Source organism: Prosthecobacter sp., from assembly GCF_020439865.1.
Classification (GTDB): domain Bacteria; phylum Verrucomicrobiota; class Verrucomicrobiia; order Verrucomicrobiales; family Verrucomicrobiaceae; genus Prosthecobacter.
On the sequence record NZ_JAGRPF010000135.1, the window covers coordinates 90,029 to 109,102 of the forward strand.

At 60.3% G+C, this 19,074-nt stretch carries 19 protein-coding genes and 1 pseudogene; 1 reads left to right on the forward strand and 19 read right to left on the reverse strand.

The features are described 5' to 3' along the window. Window positions 1–3: 3 nt before the first annotated feature. The 5 genes from larB to KDL09_RS16125 are packed head-to-tail and all read right to left on the reverse strand — an operon-like array spanning window position 4 to window position 4,022. Window positions 4–762, reverse strand: a complete 759-nt coding sequence (gene larB, locus KDL09_RS16105; RefSeq protein WP_294387244.1) for a nickel pincer cofactor biosynthesis protein LarB — start codon at window positions 760–762, stop codon at window positions 4–6. Then, complete coding sequence (larE, locus tag KDL09_RS16110) at window positions 759–1,559, reverse strand: ATP-dependent sacrificial sulfur transferase LarE (protein WP_294387247.1); 801 nt, start codon at window positions 1,557–1,559, stop codon at window positions 759–761. The genes larB and larE overlap by 4 nt, the downstream gene beginning before the upstream one ends. Continuing rightward, complete coding sequence (locus KDL09_RS16115; RefSeq protein ID WP_294387250.1) at window positions 1,556–2,269, reverse strand: exosortase-associated EpsI family protein; 714 nt, start codon at window positions 2,267–2,269, stop codon at window positions 1,556–1,558. The genes larE and KDL09_RS16115 overlap by 4 nt, the downstream gene beginning before the upstream one ends. Beyond that, window positions 2,266–3,231, reverse strand: coding sequence for an exosortase/archaeosortase family protein (locus KDL09_RS16120; RefSeq protein WP_294387253.1), 966 nt, complete (start codon window positions 3,229–3,231; stop codon window positions 2,266–2,268). The genes KDL09_RS16115 and KDL09_RS16120 overlap by 4 nt, the downstream gene beginning before the upstream one ends. After that, window positions 3,228–4,022: a class I SAM-dependent methyltransferase gene (locus KDL09_RS16125; protein WP_294387256.1), complete on the reverse strand. Its 795-nt coding sequence runs from the start codon at window positions 4,020–4,022 to the stop codon at window positions 3,228–3,230. The genes KDL09_RS16120 and KDL09_RS16125 overlap by 4 nt, the downstream gene beginning before the upstream one ends. Between KDL09_RS16125 and KDL09_RS16130 the strand changes: the two genes are divergently transcribed. Next, on the forward strand, window positions 4,021–5,052 hold the full coding sequence (locus tag KDL09_RS16130; RefSeq protein WP_294387258.1) for a glycosyltransferase family 9 protein: 1,032 nt from the start codon (window positions 4,021–4,023) through the stop codon (window positions 5,050–5,052). The two genes, KDL09_RS16125 and KDL09_RS16130, sit on opposite strands and share 2 nt — an antisense overlap. On the opposite strand, the gene KDL09_RS16135 is transcribed toward KDL09_RS16130, so the two are convergent. The 14 genes and pseudogenes from KDL09_RS16135 to KDL09_RS16200 all read right to left on the reverse strand — a co-directional run. Further along, a complete protein-coding gene (locus tag KDL09_RS16135) occupies window positions 5,030–5,764 on the reverse strand; it encodes a class I SAM-dependent methyltransferase (protein WP_294387261.1) in 735 nt (244 codons plus the stop codon). The two genes, KDL09_RS16130 and KDL09_RS16135, sit on opposite strands and share 23 nt — an antisense overlap. Further along, the gene (locus KDL09_RS16140) at window positions 5,761–6,912 is read right to left on the reverse strand and encodes a glycosyltransferase (RefSeq protein WP_294387265.1); all 1,152 of its coding nucleotides are present in this window, start codon (window positions 6,910–6,912) and stop codon (window positions 5,761–5,763) included. The genes KDL09_RS16135 and KDL09_RS16140 overlap by 4 nt, the downstream gene beginning before the upstream one ends. Continuing rightward, window positions 6,909–8,015: a hypothetical protein gene (locus tag KDL09_RS16145; protein ID WP_294387268.1), complete on the reverse strand. Its 1,107-nt coding sequence runs from the start codon at window positions 8,013–8,015 to the stop codon at window positions 6,909–6,911. Before KDL09_RS16145 ends, KDL09_RS16140 begins: the two co-directional genes overlap by 4 nt. Then, window positions 8,008–9,567 (reverse strand): hypothetical protein, encoded by a 1,560-nt coding sequence (locus tag KDL09_RS16150; protein ID WP_294387271.1) that lies wholly within the window; start codon window positions 9,565–9,567, stop codon window positions 8,008–8,010. The genes KDL09_RS16145 and KDL09_RS16150 overlap by 8 nt, the downstream gene beginning before the upstream one ends. 6 nt (window positions 9,568–9,573) lie before the next feature. Further along, the gene (locus KDL09_RS16155; RefSeq protein ID WP_294387274.1) at window positions 9,574–10,875 is read right to left on the reverse strand and encodes a flippase; all 1,302 of its coding nucleotides are present in this window, start codon (window positions 10,873–10,875) and stop codon (window positions 9,574–9,576) included. A 21-nt stretch (window positions 10,876–10,896) separates the two neighbouring features. Beyond that, the gene (locus tag KDL09_RS16160) at window positions 10,897–11,478 is read right to left on the reverse strand and encodes an SIS domain-containing protein (protein ID WP_294387277.1); all 582 of its coding nucleotides are present in this window, start codon (window positions 11,476–11,478) and stop codon (window positions 10,897–10,899) included. A gap of 1 nt (window position 11,479) precedes the next feature. Beyond that, on the reverse strand, window positions 11,480–12,469 hold the full coding sequence (locus KDL09_RS16165; protein WP_294387280.1) for a PfkB family carbohydrate kinase: 990 nt from the start codon (window positions 12,467–12,469) through the stop codon (window positions 11,480–11,482). Continuing rightward, window positions 12,466–13,533, reverse strand: a complete 1,068-nt coding sequence (locus tag KDL09_RS16170) for a 3-deoxy-7-phosphoheptulonate synthase (RefSeq protein WP_294387283.1) — start codon at window positions 13,531–13,533, stop codon at window positions 12,466–12,468. Before KDL09_RS16170 ends, KDL09_RS16165 begins: the two co-directional genes overlap by 4 nt. Window positions 13,534–13,906: 373 nt before the next feature. After that, window positions 13,907–14,509, reverse strand: a complete 603-nt coding sequence (gene tsf / locus KDL09_RS16175) for a translation elongation factor Ts (RefSeq protein ID WP_294387285.1) — start codon at window positions 14,507–14,509, stop codon at window positions 13,907–13,909. 24 nt (window positions 14,510–14,533) lie between these two features. After that, window positions 14,534–15,226: a 30S ribosomal protein S2 gene (rpsB, locus tag KDL09_RS16180; protein WP_294387287.1), complete on the reverse strand. Its 693-nt coding sequence runs from the start codon at window positions 15,224–15,226 to the stop codon at window positions 14,534–14,536. Between the two features lie 232 nt (window positions 15,227–15,458). Beyond that, entirely contained in the window at window positions 15,459–16,802 is a 1,344-nt protein-coding gene (locus tag KDL09_RS16185; protein WP_294387290.1) for a DUF1501 domain-containing protein, read from the reverse strand. A gap of 97 nt (window positions 16,803–16,899) precedes the next feature. Continuing rightward, window positions 16,900–18,291, reverse strand: coding sequence for an NAD(P)(+) transhydrogenase (Re/Si-specific) subunit beta (locus tag KDL09_RS16190; protein ID WP_294387291.1), 1,392 nt, complete (start codon window positions 18,289–18,291; stop codon window positions 16,900–16,902). Window positions 18,292–18,304: 13 nt separating this feature from the next. Next, complete coding sequence (locus tag KDL09_RS16195; protein WP_294387293.1) at window positions 18,305–18,586, reverse strand: NAD(P) transhydrogenase subunit alpha; 282 nt, start codon at window positions 18,584–18,586, stop codon at window positions 18,305–18,307. A gap of 6 nt (window positions 18,587–18,592) precedes the next feature. Further along, window positions 18,593–19,074, reverse strand: a pseudogene (locus KDL09_RS16200) (NAD(P)(+) transhydrogenase (Re/Si-specific) subunit alpha); the annotation flags it as partial.

A 19,074-nucleotide genomic window follows, 5' to 3' on the forward strand; every position in this document is an offset into this window, starting at 1 on the left:
TCATCACGCCACTGCGTTCAGACGGAGCATCCGGATCGCCGCGATCGCGGCACCAAAGCCGTTGTCGATGTTCACGACCGTCAGACCACTGGCGCAGGAGTTGAGCATGCTGAGCAGGGCAGAAATGCCGTTCAGATTGGCGCCATAGCCCACGCTCGTGGGCACGGCGATGACGGGTGCGGCGACGAGACCACCGAGCACGCTGGGAAGCGCGCCTTCCATCCCTGCGACAGCGATGATGAGACCTGCGCTGCGCAAATCTTCGAGCCGGTTCAGAAGACGATGCAACCCGGCGACACCTACATCAGAGAGCCGGTTTACCCGAACTCCGGCAAACTCCAGTGTCTGTGCCGCTTCCTCCGCCACGGGCAGGTCGGACGTTCCAGCACAAACGACGGTGACCGACGGCGACGAAGACGAACGCTCCATCTGGCCGATGCGATACAGCCGCGAGACACCGTCGTAGCTGCCGGTGGGGAAACGCTGCAAAAGCAATGCCGCCGTGTTCGTGCTCACACGTGTCGCGAGCGCACAACCATGGGCGGCGACGAGGGCCGTGAGCGCGTCGGAAGTCTGTGCGAGCGTCTTGCCCTCGGCATAAACGGCTTCCGGAAAGCCCTGACGGATCACGCGATGCGTGTCAGCAAGCACCTGCCCCGCCTCGGCAAACGGCAGCGTGCGCAGCCGTTCCAGCGCCTGATCAGGCGGCAGTTTGCCCTCGCTGACCTGGGTCAGGAGTTCGCTGAGCTTTGATTCGTTCATGCGGAACGCGCTTTGAGCACTTCGTTCATGCTGCCGGAACGCAAGCCGGCGAGATCGAGCGAGACGTAGGTGTAGCCGACGCCTCGCAGCGCGTTCGTGATTTCCTCGCGTTGCTGTAAAGCACGACTCAAATCAGCCTCCGGCACCTCCAGTCGTGCGACGTCACCGTGATGTCGCACACGCAGCTCACGAAAACCGAGATCAAACAGCGCGGCTTCGGCACGCTCAATCTGCGAGAGCAGCTTGGGTGTCACGCTGGTGCCGTAGGGTACGCGAGAAGCGAGGCACGCAGCGGCAGGTTTGTCCCAGTTTGGCAGACCGAGTGTTTTTGCAGCTTCGCGCACGTCTTTCTTGCTGAAGCCGAGATCGTGCAGTGGACTGAGGATTTTCAGCTCACGCGCCGCAGCGCGTCCTGGGCGAACATCCAGCGTGTCTTCGGCGTTCATGCCATCGAGCACATGTGCGATGCCGTTTGCCTCAGCAAACTGCCTCAGGGCGCGATAGACGTGGTCCTTGCAGAAGTAGCAGCGGTTGGGTGCATTCGCCTGATACTGCGGATCGTTCGTCTCCTCGGTGGGAAGGAGTTCCAAACGAGCGCCAAGCTGACGTGCGAGAGCGACGGCCTCATCCTTTTCGCTTTGCGGCAGGCTGGGCGAGACGGCGAGCAAGGCGACGACGCTTTCGTTTCCAAGCGCATCCAGCGCGGCCTTCAGCACGAGCGTGCTGTCCACGCCACCGGAATAGGCGACGGCGACGCGGCCCAGAGGCATGAGATGAGCGAGCAGCTTGGAGATCATGAATGTGGCATCTCGCCCTTCTGCAGGTGCGGCGCAAGGCTGCGGATCAGCGAAAGGATCATCTTCACCGTTTCCTCGTCATTGCGGCTGCGTTCGCCGCTCTGCTGAGGCGTGAGGTTGTCCGTCACGCGCGCCATGACAGAAGGGTAGGCCCAGCGGTGGTTGACGTTGCGCAGCACGCTGTCGCGCAGGCTGATGAGCTGACGCTCCAGATTGCTCGGCGTGCTGACATCGGCTCCGACAAACCAGTAAACGTAGTGTGCTCGAAGCGGCAGCTTGGAACCATCACTGAGCAACACTTCGCGTTCGATGGCGAGATCGCGCACGCGCAAAAGCTCGCCGGAGAGCAGTTTGACCTCGCGCACACGTGAGTCGGTGATCGTCCAGCCCTGGCCGTCGAGGCAGACCTCGGGACGATGAATGCTGCGACTGTCGTTTCCGGCGATCACAAGCGATGCATGGGCGAGATCGCGCTTGTCGAGAGGACGGCCTGGAGTGCGATACTCACGCTTGACGATGATCGTGTCACTGGGCAGCAACGCTCGCTCCTTATCGCTCGCCGGTTCGTTTTCCCCGACGAAACTCCCGGCCACCAACGGCAGTTCGGCTGCGACGCCTGCTTCGCCACCGCCTTTGGGCTGCGGCGAGAACTGACACAGCAGCATGGTCATGCCGCAGAGTGCGAGAAGGATGACGGCGCGGACAATCATGTGACGGACGAGACGACCTGTCGTGAGACGATCCGGCTGCGACGAAAACCAAGACCGCCACAGAGACGGTTCAGCAGCCACGAAACCGACTGCAGCAGAAGCAGAGCGACCAGGAAAACCACGATGCCGGTCATTTCGTGAAATGCGGAGACTTCCCTCTCAGCGTCGCCGATGGCCCACTGCTGGCCGAAGATCATGGCTGCGAAGATCAGGACAAGGATGCGCACCATGTTCGCGACGATGGCGATGGGAAGGATCGTGCTGAACAACGCCAGCCTGCGCCACATGACACGCTGGCGGAAGTAGCTGAAAAGAGCGCCTACGACGAGCAGAGCAAACAGCGAACGCATGCCGGAGCACGGAGCGGCGATGCCCACGCTGAACAAGTCGCCCGCCTTCCGGCCGAACTCGACGTTTGGCATCGATTGCAATGCGGTGCCGGACACGAGCGAATCGACGCCGACGGCGTTCAGTACAAAGCCGCTCGTCTTCACCATCATGAGACGCATCTGGTAGCCGATGCTCTCCTCGAGAAACGGCAGCGGCCACATGAAGCCGAGCATCAGCCACGCAAACAACCGGGTCCGGCTGCGCGGCATGCCCTCGAACCAAAGCGAAGCACCAGCCAGCAAGGTCATGATGGCGAGATAGCCGCAGTAGAAATTGTTGGCGCGGAATCCAGCGAAGTAGAGGAACAAAGCGAAGACGATGAGGGCCAATCCCCAGCGGTTGGAAGACTCGGGGAGTTGTGCGACTTCGCTTCGGCGACGCCAGATCAAGTAACCGACAATGAACGGAAGCAGAGCACCATGCTGCCACGTCGCATCTTTCCACCGCATCAGCAGTTCGTTGAGAATCGTCCGGCGGAAGTGGCCGTAACCCGCCGCATAGGGCTGCACCGCCATCAGCAGCACGAGGCTGATGGCGAGGATGCCCCAGGCAATGAGCGATTTTCGATTCATGCAGCGGATTTGCGGAAGGCGCAGCGCAGGATGTCGCCGAAGCCGAGGAAGCAGAGCAACTTCTTCAGCGGCTCCTTCCACATCTGCGCCTCATTGATGGCGAAGGTGCGGCGGAACTCGACTGCGCAACGGCTGAAACCGGCCTTTTCAACGAGCGAGGTCAGGCTGGCCGCGGTGAAGTGATTCAGGTGGTGATCGAGCACAAACTGCCAGCGCAATCCGTGCAGCCACCGCATGTGACTGCCCCAATTCGGCACTTCGACAACCAACAGGCCACCCGGGCGCAGCTTGCGGTGCAGCTGACTCAGAGCAGCTCTCGGATCTGGCAGGTGCTCCAGCACATGAAAGAGGGTGATCACGTCCAGACTGCTGTCTTCGATGCTGTCCGGGATGGTTTTACCTTCGAGCCACTCGATCTCAGGATGATGGGCTTTGCCATCGCTCACCGCCTTGTGGCTGTCTTCGAGGACGATCGCTGAAAAACCGGCTGCATGCCCAGCCAGTGCGGTTTTGCCAATGCCGCCACCGAAATCGAGGAGGCGACCGCTTTGAACGAAGCGGCGTACGCTGGCGATGCGGTCGCGCTCGGTGGTGGTAATGCGCAGAGGATATTCCTCAGCAGGTTGATTAGCCGGATCGTAGTAGTCCCGGTTCGAATACGGGTCGCGCCAGGTCGCACGGTCTGCAAAGACGAAACCGCAGGAGCAGCGCCAGAGATCACAGACGCCAGCCCGGCCAACCTCGGCGACAGCGGAGGCATCACAGGCGGGGCATTTTGGAGCCGCGCTCATGAGAGTAGTCGTTGCGTGCCCGTCACGCGTGATGGTAGGATTTGCCAGCATGACGCTGCTCGTCTTCAAAGTGAACCAACTCGGCGACAACGTCGTTTACCTGCCCGTGGTGCAGTCGCTCGTCGCGGGGCATCCGGACTGGCGCATTGTGGTGCTGACGAGTCCGGTGGCCGCGCGTTTGTATGAAGTCTGCTGCCCGCAGGCGGAGTTGATCGTGTTTGAAACGGCCGTGTTCAATGGCGCGTGGCGACAGCCGTGGAGCTTGATGCCCATGGCGGCCCGGCTTCGTGGCTTGAAACCGGACGCCTGCCTGCTTGGCGATGATCAGGGCAATGTCGCCCACTTGCTGGCTCGTTTGAGCGGAGCGAAGCGCTGCGTGGGTCCGCAGACGCCGCACGTGAAGCTGAATTTCCTTATTCCGTATCGTGTCGCAGTCAGCGAGAACATGTCTGTAGCCGATCACAATTGGACCACGGCGATGACGCACTTCGAGTTGTCGGGAGAAATGCCGGCGCCGGATTTGAGCGCGTTCGGCAGCGACGAATCGGGCGCAATCGTGATTCATGCGGGTGCGAGCCGTGAGTATCAGCGCTGGCCGATGAAGAACTTCGTCGAACTGGCAAATCGCCTCGCAGCGACGCATAAGGTGCGCTGGATTGATCAAGGCGGAGAAACCGGGCTGAGCGATGCCGTGGAACGGGTGAAGACAGACACTCTCGACGAACTGGTGCGCGCGATCGCTGGAGCAAAGGTGTTTGTTGGTAACAATTCGGGCCCGATGCACATCGCCTCGGGCTGCGGCACGCCGGGTGTCATTTTGATCGGACCATCCTCGCCACGCTGGGACCCGGCCTGGCATCGGGAGCGATTTGAACTGCTGCGTGAACCACGGTTGAGCTGCCAGCCCTGCGATTTGCCGACTCGGCCCGTGAACCGTTGTCAGAACATGCAGGCTCCGATGGCCTGCCTGAATCGCTGGAGCGTCGATGCGGTGCATGAGCAGGTGATTAAACTTTGCAGGCCATCGTGAACAGATCGGGCTGCGTGCAGTGCAGGTCGATGCCGCGTTCCTTGGGTGCATCGCCATGGCGGATCTTCAAAAGCAGCCGGGCCAATCCAAAGACGATCTCACCGAGGATGCGACGCGTCTGACCGCTGGCGGAAGTGGAGCAGTAATGACGACCTTGAACGGAGATGTGGCTGAAACCGCAGGCGCGGAGGCATTGGGCCATGCTGGCGGGCGTGAGACCGATCTCGTGGGTGAAGTCGCCATAGCGGATGGCAGATGAGAGCGGACTTTGCGCATTGAAGGTGAGCAACCACAACTCGCCGCCGGGTTTGAGCGCTTTTTTGGCGGCGAGAAGGAACTGGATGAATTCGTCCTTGGTGAAGTGCTCGATGATGTCCTTCGCGTGCAGCAGATCGAACGAGCCTGACTGAGACTCAAGATATGTGATGACGTTTTGTTCCTCCCAGATTCGATCGGGATTGTTTTGACGGGCGATGGCGAGATCGGATGGCGAGAGATCGACTCCAGTGAGCTTCGAGTAACCTTTGGATGCCATCCACGAGAGCCATTCGCCTTTGCCACAGCCGAGATCAACGATGCCGACATTGCGATTGGTCGGCAGGTGGTCGTAGGTCGCTTCGTATTGAGCGTGCTGCACGCCGGCATCGAGCGTTTTCTGCCCCGCGAAAGAGGCGGAGTAGTCGCGATAGAGAATGTCGCGGTAGGTGCTCATGCGGCGAGTTGCTGCTTGATGAATCGCGCCCACGACGCGGCGACGGCGTCATGCGTGTAGAGCGTGCGAGTGCGTTCGAGCTCGGTGTGAGCGAGCGTGGAGCCGTTCATCACGCTTCGAATGCGATCAGCGAGTGTTTTGGCATCTCCATGAGGGAAGATGGCTTCGTCATGACCGATCACTTCGGGGATCGCGCCACTGCTGGAGCCGAGTGTAGCGACGCCGCAGGCCATGGCTTCGATGAGCACATGACCAAACTGCTCTTCCCAGCAGAGTTTCATGCTTCGCACGGGCTTGCTGGCGAGAACGAACACATCGAGGCAGCGCAGGAAGGAGGGAATCTCGAAATGCGGGCGAGGCGGCAGCAGATGAAGCCAGGGACGCGTTTGCTGCTGCTCTTTGAGCCAGGATTCGAGTTTGCCCGAGCCGAGAATGGCGAGATGGACGTTTTGCAATTCGTCGCAGGCCTGCAGCAGTTCTTTGAGACCTTTTTCGTCCGTCAAACGTCCGCAGTAGCCGACGATGAAGGCATCCGCGGGGAGATTTTGAGCTTCGCGGAGTTGTTTGCGTTCAGCGGGTGATGCGGGCTGGTGATTGGCGAGATCGACGCCGAATTGTGGAGCCACAAAAACGTTTTCTTTTCGAGCACCACGCTTTTGCACGAGCTGTGCAGCGACCTGGTTGCCGGCGATGATGAAATCAGTCGTCAGCGTCATGGCGCGATAGATTGCGGCGAGGATGAGGCCTTTCCAACTTGGACGCTCGACGTTTTCCCAGGTGAACTCGCCGAAGAGAGCGTCGCGCTGCCACAGGGTCTTCCAAAGGCGGGCCTGCCAACAGATGACGGCCCAGGGTTCGTTTTCGACCAGAACGACATCGAAGCGGCGCGAACGCATGACGTTCGCGAGCCCAGCGTAACGAAAAGTGGTGTCGCTGCTTCCATGACGAGGGAGGCGAATGAGCTGGTAGTTGCGCGTCGGCTCATCGCTGTCGTTGTCGAAGTCGGAAGACGGCCGACCAAGGACAATGCGCTGCTCGATGGTGGAAGTGACACAGACGAGATCGAAGTGCGCGGTGAGGGCCTGGACCTTCTTGCGATTCTCGATTGCGGCGCAGGCATGACTGACGAGCAGCAGACGCGGCTTCATGTGGCAGGCGAAGCTTCGCCCATGGCGTGTTCGCAGGCGGCGGATTCCGCAGCACAGGCAGCGGCAAAGATGTTTGACCAGTCGTCACCCATGGGAAGGATGCGATGGTGCTTCACCAGAAGATGCCGGGAGTTTTCGAGCGCCAAAAGGAAGTCGGGGGAGTCGTGCTCGGCCTCGATCTGACGATAGGCCTGCGCCCAGGCTTCCGGATCGAGGTTGTTGAGCATTGGCACCGGGTACTCGCATTCGGCAAAGAGTTCCGCGAGGCCCATGGTTCGATTGGCAATCACAGGGACGCCTGCGGCGATGGCTTCCATCGCGGCAGTGAGCCCAGCAGAGCCGTCGCATGGAACGATGGGCAGCAGGACGGCGGGTGCGGCCAGCAGGAGCTCGAGGTATTCGCGATGGGACGCGTTGGTGATGAGCTCAAAGCGCGGATCGGCGATTTCGAGGGCGTAGTGCTGTTCCAGATGCGCCAGGCGTGCGACGCGGGTGATGGAAATCCCCTGGTGCAGCAGCAGCGGCACGATGGATTCATCACGGCTGATGTTGCCGGGCATCAGGGCGCGAGTCTTCGGCACGTCATACGCGGGTTGAAACCAGCCCGTGTCGATCTTCCACGGGCGTGAGACGACGCGATGCGCACCGAGAGCCTGCGAGGCCGAGACGAACTGTTCGTGTGTGATGCATTCAACCTGGAAGGCCGGAGAGGCGCCTCGAAGGCGTGGGGCAAGCCTCTGCCACGCGGTGTCATGAAAGGCTGGACGGCGTATGATTTTGCCATCGGCGTTGAACAACCGTGCACGTGAAAGCGCGAGCAAGATGGCATAGTGCATGCCGTCGAGGCAGTAGATCATCCGGGCACGACGCAGCGTGGCGTAGTTTTGCGCGATGAGCAGGAACGCATCCGCGATGCGACGAACAGTGCCACGTTGGCTGCGGTGGTAGTCGCGTTCGAGCTGCTCGTCATTGTCGAACCACGCACCCACGAGCGCCCTGGCACGAAACGGCAGCGGCGCCGGGTCGAGATAGCGACGCGGTCTGCCACCCCAGTCACGCAGGGCGTAGGGAGCGACAACGACGAACTGGGACTGATCAGCCATAGGGCAGGGTCCGGTTGAACGGCATGCTTTCAGCCCGTGCGAAGGCCGGATGAGGTGCGTGGAACGGACGAGGCACCGGCTGCATGGGCAGCGGTTGTTTCGCCCTCAGACTTTCCTGATGAATGATGCAGGCGTTCAACGCACCTGCGATGAACCAGCAGAAGAAATTCACCGGGAAGGTCGAGGTGACGTTTCCCGCAAAGATGTTATGAACGAGCAGGCCGAACACGATGCCGACCATCCACAGGCAGATGCTGAAGACGGGAGTACCGCGCAGTCCGAGCACGCTACGATGGAAGGAATGCAGCGCGAGAGCAGCGACGACGAGAAGCAAGCTGAGAGGCAGCCAGCCAATCTCGAGCAGCAGGTTTGAAATCAGATCATGGCTGGCCACCATGTGTGCTTCGTGCATGTCAGCGGCGCCTTTCGTGCCGTAACCAAACATCGTCCACATGAGGGGGTTGTGCGCCAGGTCGTACATGCCCTCAAGACGGTCACAGATGGTCCAGAAACGCGCGAACTGTTCACCAATGGCCGTGCCACCGAAGTTCTCCAGAGCCCAGAGTGTGAGTTTGGTGACGCCGTTGATCAGTTCCTGCGCAAAAATGCAGGCTGAGAAAAACAGCGCGGCCATGAATGCGTAGAGAGTCGCGGTTCCACGAGCACTGCGAAGCACCGGAAGCAGCAGAAGCGGAAGCGCCCAGTTGATGTTCGCGAATCGCGTCATGCTGGCGACGCAGCCGGCGACGAAGAGCACAAACAGCATGCCGCTCATCCTGCCCCAGGTCCTGGAGCCGGTGTCGCGATGATGGCGGCGCACCATGAGTGCAAGGCAGGCGCAGACCGCACAGCTGGTGCCAAAGGGAGAACTGTCCACCAACGTTGAAAACGGACGCGGCCGGACATCATCGAGATGCTTGGAGAGAACCGTGAGACCCGACTGCAGGTACTCGATTTCGAAATCGCTCAGACCGAAGATCTGCTGCTTGAGACCGTACAACGCGACCGGGATGAAGACGATGAGGCTGTACTTGATGAAGGCGATGATCTGATCCGGCGTTCGGAAGATGCAGGGCACGACGAAGAGCAGAAACATGTAGGCCGCGCCATCGGCGATCTGCGTGGCGGCCGCATTGAAGCCGCCCCCGCTGCGCAGGGCCGAAACGGCCGAGACAATGAAGCCGAGAATGCACACGAGCAGCGAAACAAGCCTGCGCCTCTGATACAAACTGCCATCATGCAGCGAGCGAACCAGCGTGCCGACGCAGATGCCGGCGAGCGTGAGCGGGCACAGGGCGCGCACCCACATGACGTCGTTCATGGTCACATGACCGTCGAAGACCATCATGCGCTTCAACAGATCGCTGTAGCCGGCGTAGACGACCATGATGTAAAGCGCAAGACGCGGCTGCACCACGGCCAGGATGAAGGAACCGAGAGCCAGAAACTGAGACAGAGCACCGATCGAGTTGCCACCAGCGAGCAGCACGGACAGCATGACATAGACAGCGCCGATACCGCCGAGGAAGATGATGAAGGCCCTGCTTTGCATCGAAAATCAGGAGTGAATCAAAGAGCGCACACGCAGCAGTGTGAATCCTGGCAGCCCCACGAACGCACGCGTCATGAGACCGGCGACGTTCGAACGCAGCCACGGTGAGAGATAGGTCCACCCAATCCACGCGACGGTGTAAGACACCAGGGTGGCCCATGCTGCGCCAACGCCGCCATAAGCGGGAATCCATTGCAGGTTCAGCCAGACGTTTACCGCGAGGGCAACAACGACGGAGGACAGATTCTCGGCCAGTTTGTCTTCGACTGTGAGAACCTGCGTTCGTGCGATGCCAACGGCATACGGGATGAAGGCCCAGGCATGAACCCGGAGCATGCCGGAACTTCGGGTGAATTCATCGCCAAACGCATAGGCCATCCATGGCGATAGAATCAGCAGACCGGCGGCCACCCCAAACGCGAGCACGCCGGAAGCAGAGAAATAATCGACAACGCTTCGCTCAAAAAGCGCGGAACTGCTCTGACGGGCCTGCATCAAGCGCGGGAGAAACAGGGTGGCAAGAATGCCCGGGACAAAGTAGGCCATCTCGGAGACACGGACGGCCGCGCCATAGACTCCGGCCTCCTGCGCGCCCTGCAGCCATTCGATCATCATCGTATCGAGACGGAAAAGCAGGATAAGGGCCGCCTGCGAAGCGAGTTCGGGCCAAGAACGACCCACCAGCGCCATGGCACGTGAAACCTGAAACGAACGCAGTTTGATGCGGCCACCGTTACGATGGAAGACAAATGCGCTGAGAGATATGAAGACCCATCCTTCTAGTGCATAAGTCAAAGCAAAGAACCAAAGCGGTGCGTGATTCAGAATCCCAAGAGCGATGCAGACCGCGCTGACGATGAAACCGACAAACTGCGCGATGATGGACTGTGAGACTCGGCCGTGTGCTTCCAACCACGCGAGCGTCTCCGTGGCGGGATTGGTGAGAAGTTGTGTCCCATACACCGCGAGGAGCACGGCGCCTTCAGGCTTGCGCCAGCCGATCCAGACCAGAAGACCGGTAAACAGCACAATGGACACAAACAGACGCGCAGTGATCGTAGTTCCGAGGACAGCGGCTTGATCGCTGTCCGGCTTCATGAGTTCCCGCACAGTGTAGCGCGCGAACCCCAACTCGCCGATGCTCAAGAGAATCGAGATCACCGCCATGGCGACGGCGATCTGACCGAAACCACTGCCACCTAGATAACGCGCCAGCGCACAGGTAAGCGCAAAGCTCAACAAGAGGCGTGCCACCCGCAGCATGGTCGCGAGCGAGAGCGTTTTGAGGATGTAACTACCTGCGACCATAAAGGACGCGAGAGGCGGACGCTAAGCTGCCGCGAAGCTTTGTTCGGCCACGTCGCAGAGGAGGTGGCCGATGAGGAGATGGCACTCCTGTACACGAGCAGTGATTGCGGAAGGCGCTTTAAAGGCCAGCTTCGCCTCTGAGGCGCAATCTGCGCCTTTTTCACCCGTGAAAGCGATGGTGACACAGCCTCGTGCATTGGCGGCCTGAAGGCCGAGAAGGACGTTTTTGCTCGTGCCGCTGGTCGAGATGCCAATCGCGACATCGCCGGGCTGCGCGAGGGCTTCGATCTGACGCGAGAAGAGCGTCTCAAAACCAAAGTCGTTGCTGTGCGCGGTGATAATCGAGGTGTCCGTCGTCAAGGCGATGCCGGCCAGCGCCGGACGATTGATGCGGTAACGAACGACGAGTTCGGCGGCGAGATGCTGCGCGTCGGCGGCACTTCCACCGTTGCCGAAGAAGATGATCTTTTTGCCGGTCCGCAGCGCGGTGAGCCACGCATCGGCGAGCGGGGCGATTTGATCGTGCATCGCGCTGAGTTTGGCGATGGCGTCCTGGTGCTCGCTCAGATGCGTTTTGAAAAGAGTGGAGAAGTCGTTGCTCATGTCAGTTGAAGGCGGCGAGAAGCTCGTCGGGCGTCAGGGTGGCGGTGCCGAGCTTGCCAACGACGATGCCGCTGGCGTGGTTGGAGATCTCCGCGGCGTCTTCCAGGGAAAACCCGGCCGCGAGAGCGAGGGTAAGCAGCGCGATGGCGGTATCACCGGCACCGGACACGTCGAAGACTTCCCTCGCGCGCGTGGGAATGTGATGCGGAGCCTGGTCCCGCTCAAACAGCATCATGCCCTGCTCACCGAGAGTGACGAGCACACTGGCGACGTTCCATTTAGAGAGGAGCACCCGGCCGACTTCGAGCAGTTCGCTGTTCTCAAGCGGAGCTTCGGGCAGCAGATGATCCTCGAGTCCGGCGGCGGCAAAAGCTTCAAGGCGATTGGGTTTCACGAGCGAAACACCGGCCCATGGCAGAGGATTGCGTGGCGAAGGATCGACAGTGACGATGAGTTTGTGCTCAGCGGCAACCTTCGACACCAACTGCATGAGCTTCTCGGTGATGAACCCCTTACCGTAGTCCTCGAGAATGATGGCGTCGAGTTCCGGAGCGAGCTGACGCAGGCGCTGTTCCACTTCCGCGAGTTCAGCATCACTCTGCGGCAGAAGCTTCTCACGATCCACGCGGACGATCTGCTGCTGGCGTGCGACCACGCGGGCTTTCGAGATCGTGGGAAGCGTTTCGTGAACAAGCAGCGGGTTCGGATCGACCTGGTCCTCGATCAGGAGCGCACGGAGTTTGTCAGCCGCCATGTCCTTGCCAACGCGGCCCATGAGATGCGTGTGAGGGGAGAACGGCGAGATGTTACGCGCCACGTTCGCCGCGCCACCTGGATAAAACTCCTCCTTGGTCACTTCGACGATGGGCACCGGAGCCTCGGGTGAAATGCGCCGGACATGGCCCCAGATGAAGTGATCGAGCATGACATCTCCCACCACGAGGATGCGGCCCTGCGCAAGACGCTGGAGATGATCGCGGGTGAAGGTCATTTGCAGCGGCGGCGATTGCGGACGGCGGCGGCGAGTTCGTCCAGCATGACGGCCGTCGTCTCCCAAGAAACGCAGGCGTCGGTGATGCTCTGGCCGTAGGTGAGCGGCTGGCCGGGTTTGGTATCCTGGCGGCCTTCGACGAGATGGCTTTCGATCATCACACCGGTGATCGCTCTGCTGCCTGCGGCGATCTGCTCGGCGACGGAGGTGGAAGCGATGGGCTGCTTGCGATAGTCCTTCAGGCTGTTGCCATGGCTGCAGTCAACCATGACGCTGGGAGGAAGACCACGGGCGGTGAGTTGATCGGTGACGGTCTGGATGGATGCCGCATCAAAGTTCGTGCCGCCCTTGCCGCCGCGCAGGATAACATGGCAGGCGTTGTTGCCCTTCGTGTTCACAATGGCGGCGACGCCGTCTTTGGTGACCGAGAGGAAGCAGTGCTGACCCTTCGCTGCTTCGATGGCATCAAGCGCGACCTGAATGCCGCCGTCGGTGCCGTTTTTGAAACCCACAGGCATGGACAAACCGGACGCGAGCTGGCGATGCACCTGGCTTTCGGTCGTGCGAGCACCGATGGCGCCCCAGGACACAACATCAGCGATGTACTGCGGCGTGATGACATCGAGAAACTCGGTTCCAGCGGGCACTCCCCGTTTGGTGAGCTTGATGAGCAGATCGCGGGCGCCGCGCAGGCCGCCGTTGATGTCGAAGCTGCCGTCGAGGTGAGGATCATTGATAAAGCCCTTCCAGCCGACCGTGGTTCGCGGCTTTTCAAAATAGACACGCATGACGATCTCCAGATCCGCACCGTGCTTCTGACGCGCCTCGGCGATGTGCAGGGCATATTCGAGCGCCGACTTGGGGTCATGAATGGAGCAGGGGCCGACAACAACCAGCAAGCGGTCGTCCTTCAGAGTCAGGATCGCTTCGGCGCGTTTGCGAGAGTCTTCGATAAATGCGGATTCCAACTCCCCGAGCCCAAACTCATGCATGAGCAGGGCGGGCTGAATGAGAGGAAGGATTTCAGCGACGCGAAGGTCGTCAGTGGGATGCGAATGGCTCACGATAAAATGGGGCGAAAAAGCGGGCGGGTAGAATGGAAGATTCTGGCGAGGATGAAACCAAAAGTTCAGGCTTTTCGGGCGGGGCCAAAACCGCCAAGCTGCCGCCCTTGGTGCCCCTTTATTCAGGCACCATCGCAACACGATGGGATTGGGGTGCGCACGGGACGCAGGCAGGTGACGCTAAGAATGAGACAATCACTCATAGCAAATATGCCAATTACGGAAATTTGGCATGATTTAGGTATTTTAGCAAAGCTAAATATCAAGCCGTTACCCCATCGAATGACATTCAAAGCCCCCGATGGTCAGCCTCGCCCATGAAAAAGGCGGTCGTTGCCGACCGCCTCTTCGTAAGGGTTTTAAACTTTGACGCCTAGGCTTGGAGGTCCTCGCCCACGGCGTAGCGCACGAAGCGACGCACGACGAGGTTCTCGCCCAGCTCGGTGATCTTGCCTTTGATCAGATTTGCGATGGTGAGGTCGGGATCCTTGATGAAGGCCTGCTCCAGAAGGCAGTTCTCGGCATAGAATTTCTCCATTTTGCCGTCCACAATCTTGTCCACGATGTTCGCAGGCTTGCCCTTGACCAGTTCGGCGCCGATTTCGCGCTCTTTGGCGACGAGATCCGCGGGGATGTCTTCGCGCTGGAGGAAGCGGGGGTTCGAGGCGGCGATGTGGAGGGAGATGTCCTTCACGAGAGCTTGGAAGTTTTCGTTGCGGGCGACGAAGTCGGTCTCGCAGTTCACTTCGATGAGCACGCCGATGCGGCCGGCCATGTGAATGTAGGAGGCGATGATGCCTTCCTTCGTCTGGCGGTCGGCCTTCTTCTCAGCCTTGATGGTGCCTTTTTTGCGGAGGATGGTTTCTGCCTTTTCGAGGTCGCCGTCAGCTTCCTTGAGGGCGCCTTTGCATTCCATCATGCCTGCGTTGGTCTTCTCACGCAGGGTCATGACGAGTTTAGCGGTAATTTCAGCCATGGTTGGGATAAAGGGGGTGAGGGATTACTTCTTGGCTTCAGCGGTGGCGACGATGACGGGGTCGATCAGCTTCTGCAGGATGATGCGGATGGAGCGAATGGCGTCGTCGTTGGCAGCGATTGGGTAGTCGATGATGTTCGGGTCGGCGTTCGTGTCCACGAGGGCCACGATCGGGATGTTAAGACGGCGGGACTCATGGACGGCGATGTGCTCGCGGGCGGAGTCAACAATGACCACTGCGTCAGGGATTTTGCCCATGTGACGGATGCCGCGGAGGTTGCGCTCCAGTTTGATGCGCTCGCGATTGAGGCTGGCCAGCTCCTTCTTGGACATGAGCTTGAACTCAGGCTTGCTCTCAATGTCCTCGAGGTAATTGAGGCGGGCGATGCTCTTCTTGATGGTTTCCATGTTGGTGAGCGTGCCGCCCAGCCAGCGATGATTGACGTAGAACTGACCACAGGCTTCAGCCGCCTGCTTGATGGCCTCCTGGGCCTGGCGCTTGCAGCCGACGAAGAGGATCTTTTTGCCCTTGCTGGCAAGATCGGCCAAGAAATCAGCCGCCGTGTCGATCTGTTTGACGGTTTCCTCGATGTTGAGGATGTGAATCTGGTTTTTGGTGCCCATGATGAAGCTCTTCATCTTGGGGTTCCAGCGCTTGGTTTGATGTCCGAAATGGACTCCGGCTTCGACGAGTTCGGCGAGGATCTGTGTTGACATGTATTTGGATGAGGGTGCCTGTCTTCCGCACGCTTTGGGGGCAAAACGCTCAGCCTCAAGGGCTGATCCGGTTGATCGGGCTTAGGGTTGACCCTTTGACCTGACCAACGTGGCCCGGCGAAAGGGGGTGCGATGTTACCGGCATCCCCTCCTGCGGCAAGCAGTTTTTCACCCTCAAAAACGTCACACGACCTCGCTCCCCTGCCCCGGTTGCCTAAAAGCCCCCCCCGGATTAGATCATCTCCGTGATCGGCTTGCCGCCGTCCACGATGAAGATCGGGCGGCCCTGATGATCGGCATAGGTGGTGTCCAGCGGCACGCCCATGTGATGGTAGATCGTTGCGGCGAGGTCGGAGGGTGTGACGGGACGTTCGTCGATCTCGGCGCCGTCCTTGGTGGATGAACCGATGACCTGCCCGTGACGGAAGCTGCCGCCGGCCATGCACATGCTCATGACGACGGGCCAATGATTGCGGCCGTCGGTGCTGCCTTGTGTGCCAAGGTTCGGCGTGCGGCCGAATTCGCCCATGGCAATGACGAGCGTGTCATCCAGCATGCCGCGCTCGCGCAGATCGCTGATGAGCGTGGTGATGACGTGATCAAACACAGGCAGCAGCGGACGCAGGCCGTTCCAGATGCCGCCGTAGGGCGGAATGTTGTCGCCGTGATTATCCCAGGTGCCGGACGCGCCGTGATTGCTGAGGTCGATAGTCACGAAAGACGAGCCGCGTTCGACAAGACGACGTGCGAGCAGGGCCTGCTTGGCCCAATCGTGATCTCCATAACGGTCGCGCACCTGTTTCGGCTCCTTCTCCAGATCGAAGGCCTCCTGCGCACGGCCGCCGGCGACGATGTCGAAGGCTTTCTGGCCGAAGCTGTCCATCGCGCTCATCATGCCGTTGGCATCGAGTTCAGCGCGCAGTCCGTCCATCTGTTTGCTCAGCGTCTGGCGTGCATGCAGGCGGTCCATGCTGAGGCCGGCGGGCAGTTGGAAAAGTTTGGTGGCGTTGTTGCCGTCGAAAGGATCAAACTGCGTCCCGAGGTAACCACCCCACGCGACGTGCGAGCGCGATTTCATGTTCAGCACGACGTAGGGCGGCATGCCCGGGTGATTGGGGCCGTGATGTTTGGCGATCACCGATCCGAAAGCCGGACACAAGCGGCCACGTGGGTTCACGCGTGGTGCCGCGGCTAGATTTGCCGTCTGCATGACCATGTTCGGCTCGTGATTGCTGAAGCGGCAGTCGACGGAGCGGATGATCGTGAACTGGTCGAGCATCGCCGCCTGCTTCGGCAGGAACTCGCAAATGCGCACGCCGGGCAGCTTGGTTGGGATCGTCTTGAACGGTCCGCGGTTTTCGATCGGGCGGTCGGGTTTCGGATCCCAGGTGTCGATGTGCGAGGGACCGCCAGTCATCCAGAGCAGGATGACCGATTTGTTGCTCTTCGTGGCTATTCCTTCCGCACGCAGTTTCATCAACCCGGGCAAACTGAGCGCGCCGAGACCTGCGAGGCTTGTTTTCAACACCGAACGTCGTCCATGCACGACCACGCCATCACGCACGCGCGGATTCATGAACGTGAACGCGTGAGCATCACCGTGGCCGGAACAGCCGTGATCTGGAGAGGACATCTGCGAGCCAATACGGAGGCTGCAGAGCGGCTCTAGCTCATCAACCTGCTTTCACGAGCGTCACCAGTTCCTGCAGCGATGCCTTGGCATCGCCGAAGAGCATGCGGCAGTTGTCGCGGAGGAAGAGGGCGTTTTCGATGCCGGCGAAGCCCTTGCCCATACTGCGCTTCATCACGATCACGGTGCCAGCTTTTTCCGCCTCGATGATCGGCATGCCGTAGATCGGACTGCTTTTGTCTTCGCGTGCTGCGGGGTTCACCACGTCGTTCGCGCCGATGACGAGACACACATCGACGCGGTCCATCTCGGGATTGATCTCGTCCATTTCAATGAGCTGGTCGTAGGAAACGTCGGCCTCGGCGAGCAGAACGTTCATGTGACCGGGCATGCGTCCGGCGACTGGGTGGATGGCAAAACTGACTTCGACGCCCTTCTTCGCGAGTTCATCGGACAACTGCCGCACCTGATGCTGCGCCTGTGCCACGGCGAGACCATAGCCGGGCACGATGACGACACGCGCCGCCATGCCGAGCAGCAGAGCGGCTTCGTCGGCCTGCACCGGCTTCACACTGCCGGTGGCGACATCCGCGCTGGCGGCCGCGGCATCGACTTTGCCGAAGGCGCTGAACAACACATTCGTCACAGGCCGGTTCATCGCCTGGCACATCGCGAGCGTGAGGATCGTGCCGGAGGAGCCGACCAGCGTGCCGGCGATGATCATGGCGATGTTGTTGATGGCAAAGCCGTCCGCCGCCACGGCGAGCCCGGTGAACGAATTGAGCAATGAAATGACCACCGGCATGTCCGCGCCGCCGATGGGCATCACCATGAGAACGCCGAGAGCAAGCGCGAGCGCGAGAAACAGCAGCATGAGCACCATGCTGTGTGATCCGGCGGCCATCACGACGGCGAGCAGCACGCTCGCGAGGAAAAGCACGCAGTTGATCGCCTGCTGCGCAGGATAGGTCACCGGTTTGTCGAAGTGGCCTTCCAGTTTCAAGTAGGCGATGATGCTGCCGGACAACGACACCGCGCCAATGATCGCAGCGCACAGCATCGAAACGACAAAGGTCAGGCTCGAATCACGCGTGACATGCGCAAACTCGATCGCCGCCACCAGTGCGGCGGCACCACCACCTGCGCCGTTGAACAACGCCACCATTTGCGGCATCGCGGTCATCTTCACCTTGTAGGCGCCCGCCGCGCCGACGATCAGGCCGAGCAGGATGCCGGTGATGAGCAGGAACCATTTTCCCAAGGACACGGCGTTGCCATGCGAATCATGCAGCAGCGGCAGCACGGCGAACAACGCGATCAACATGCCCACGCCGGCGATGAGATTGCCGCGGCGCGCGGTCTTGGGAGACGCGAGCAGCTTGATGCCGGTGATGAACAGCACGGAGACGATTAGAAAGGCGAGCGAGATGATCATGGCGGCGGTTTCCTCACTTCTTGCGCTTGAACATCTGCAGCATGCGATCGGTGACCATGAATCCGCCGAACACGTTCGCCGAACCGAGCACCACGGCCACGAAACCGGCCGCGTGCTGAATGAAACCGTCCGCCGCCGCCAGCGCGAGCATGCCGCCGAGCAGGATGATGCCGTGGATCGCGTTCGTGCCGGACATCAGCGGCGTATGCAGCATCGACGGCACTTTGGAAATGAGTTCGAAGCCGAGGAAAATCGACAGCACAAAGATGAAGAAGATGAGCATTTCGGCGGTCATGGCAGATCAGGTGGCGGCGAGCTTTTCGTTCATGATTTTGCCGCCGTGCGTGACGAGGCAGCTTTTCAGGATGTCATCCTCCAGGTTCAGTTTGAGCGACTTCGTTTCCTTGTCCCAGAACTCGCTCAGCAACGCGACGACGTTCGAGGAGAACATCTGGCTCGCATGCACCGGCACGGTCCCCGGCAGGCTGGAGGTTCCGACGATCTTCACGCCTTTGCGGTCCGTGATTTGATCCGCCACCACGCCTTCCACATTGCCGCCGCTTTCGACGGCGAGATCCACCACCACGCTGCCCGGCTTCATCGCATCCAGCATGTCACTCGTAAGCAGGATCGGAGCGCGCCGGCCAAACACCTGCGCGGTCGTGATCACCACATCCGAATCGGCGCAGACTCGCGTCATGCCTTCGCGTTGGAGTTTGAGCTGCTCATCCGTCAGCGCCTTCGCGTAGCCGCCTTCCGTCTGGCCGGTTTCGCCCACGTCGA

Coding starts and splice junctions, on each gene's coding strand:
- KDL09_RS16120 (WP_294387253.1), bottom strand. CDS start 3,231: ATGAATCGAAAATCGCTCATTGCCTGGGGCATCCTCGCCATCAGCCTC.
- KDL09_RS16185 (WP_294387290.1), bottom strand. CDS start 16,802: ATGAATCCGCGCGTGCGTGATGGCGTGGTCGTGCATGGACGACGTTCG.
- KDL09_RS16150 (WP_294387271.1), bottom strand. CDS start 9,567: ATGCAAAGCAGGGCCTTCATCATCTTCCTCGGCGGTATCGGCGCTGTC.
- KDL09_RS16115 (WP_294387250.1), bottom strand. CDS start 2,269: ATGATTGTCCGCGCCGTCATCCTTCTCGCACTCTGCGGCATGACCATG.
- KDL09_RS16155 (WP_294387274.1), bottom strand. CDS start 10,875: ATGGTCGCAGGTAGTTACATCCTCAAAACGCTCTCGCTCGCGACCATG.
- KDL09_RS16195 (WP_294387293.1), bottom strand. CDS start 18,586: ATGACCGCCGAAATGCTCATCTTCTTCATCTTTGTGCTGTCGATTTTC.
- KDL09_RS16140 (WP_294387265.1), bottom strand. CDS start 6,912: ATGAAGCCGCGTCTGCTGCTCGTCAGTCATGCCTGCGCCGCAATCGAG.
- KDL09_RS16135 (WP_294387261.1), bottom strand. CDS start 5,764: ATGAGCACCTACCGCGACATTCTCTATCGCGACTACTCCGCCTCTTTC.
- KDL09_RS16160 (WP_294387277.1), bottom strand. CDS start 11,478: ATGAGCAACGACTTCTCCACTCTTTTCAAAACGCATCTGAGCGAGCAC.
- KDL09_RS16165 (WP_294387280.1), bottom strand. CDS start 12,469: ATGACCTTCACCCGCGATCATCTCCAGCGTCTTGCGCAGGGCCGCATC.
- KDL09_RS16125 (WP_294387256.1), bottom strand. CDS start 4,022: ATGAGCGCGGCTCCAAAATGCCCCGCCTGTGATGCCTCCGCTGTCGCC.
- larB (WP_294387244.1), bottom strand. CDS start 762: ATGAACGAATCAAAGCTCAGCGAACTCCTGACCCAGGTCAGCGAGGGC.
- tsf (WP_294387285.1), bottom strand. CDS start 14,509: ATGGCTGAAATTACCGCTAAACTCGTCATGACCCTGCGTGAGAAGACC.
- KDL09_RS16190 (WP_294387291.1), bottom strand. CDS start 18,291: ATGATCATCTCGCTCGCCTTTCTAATCGTCTCCGTGCTGTTCATCACC.
- rpsB (WP_294387287.1), bottom strand. CDS start 15,226: ATGTCAACACAGATCCTCGCCGAACTCGTCGAAGCCGGAGTCCATTTC.
- KDL09_RS16130 (WP_294387258.1), top strand. CDS start 4,021: ATGAGAGTAGTCGTTGCGTGCCCGTCACGCGTGATGGTAGGATTTGCC.
- KDL09_RS16145 (WP_294387268.1), bottom strand. CDS start 8,015: ATGGCTGATCAGTCCCAGTTCGTCGTTGTCGCTCCCTACGCCCTGCGT.
- larE (WP_294387247.1), bottom strand. CDS start 1,559: ATGATCTCCAAGCTGCTCGCTCATCTCATGCCTCTGGGCCGCGTCGCC.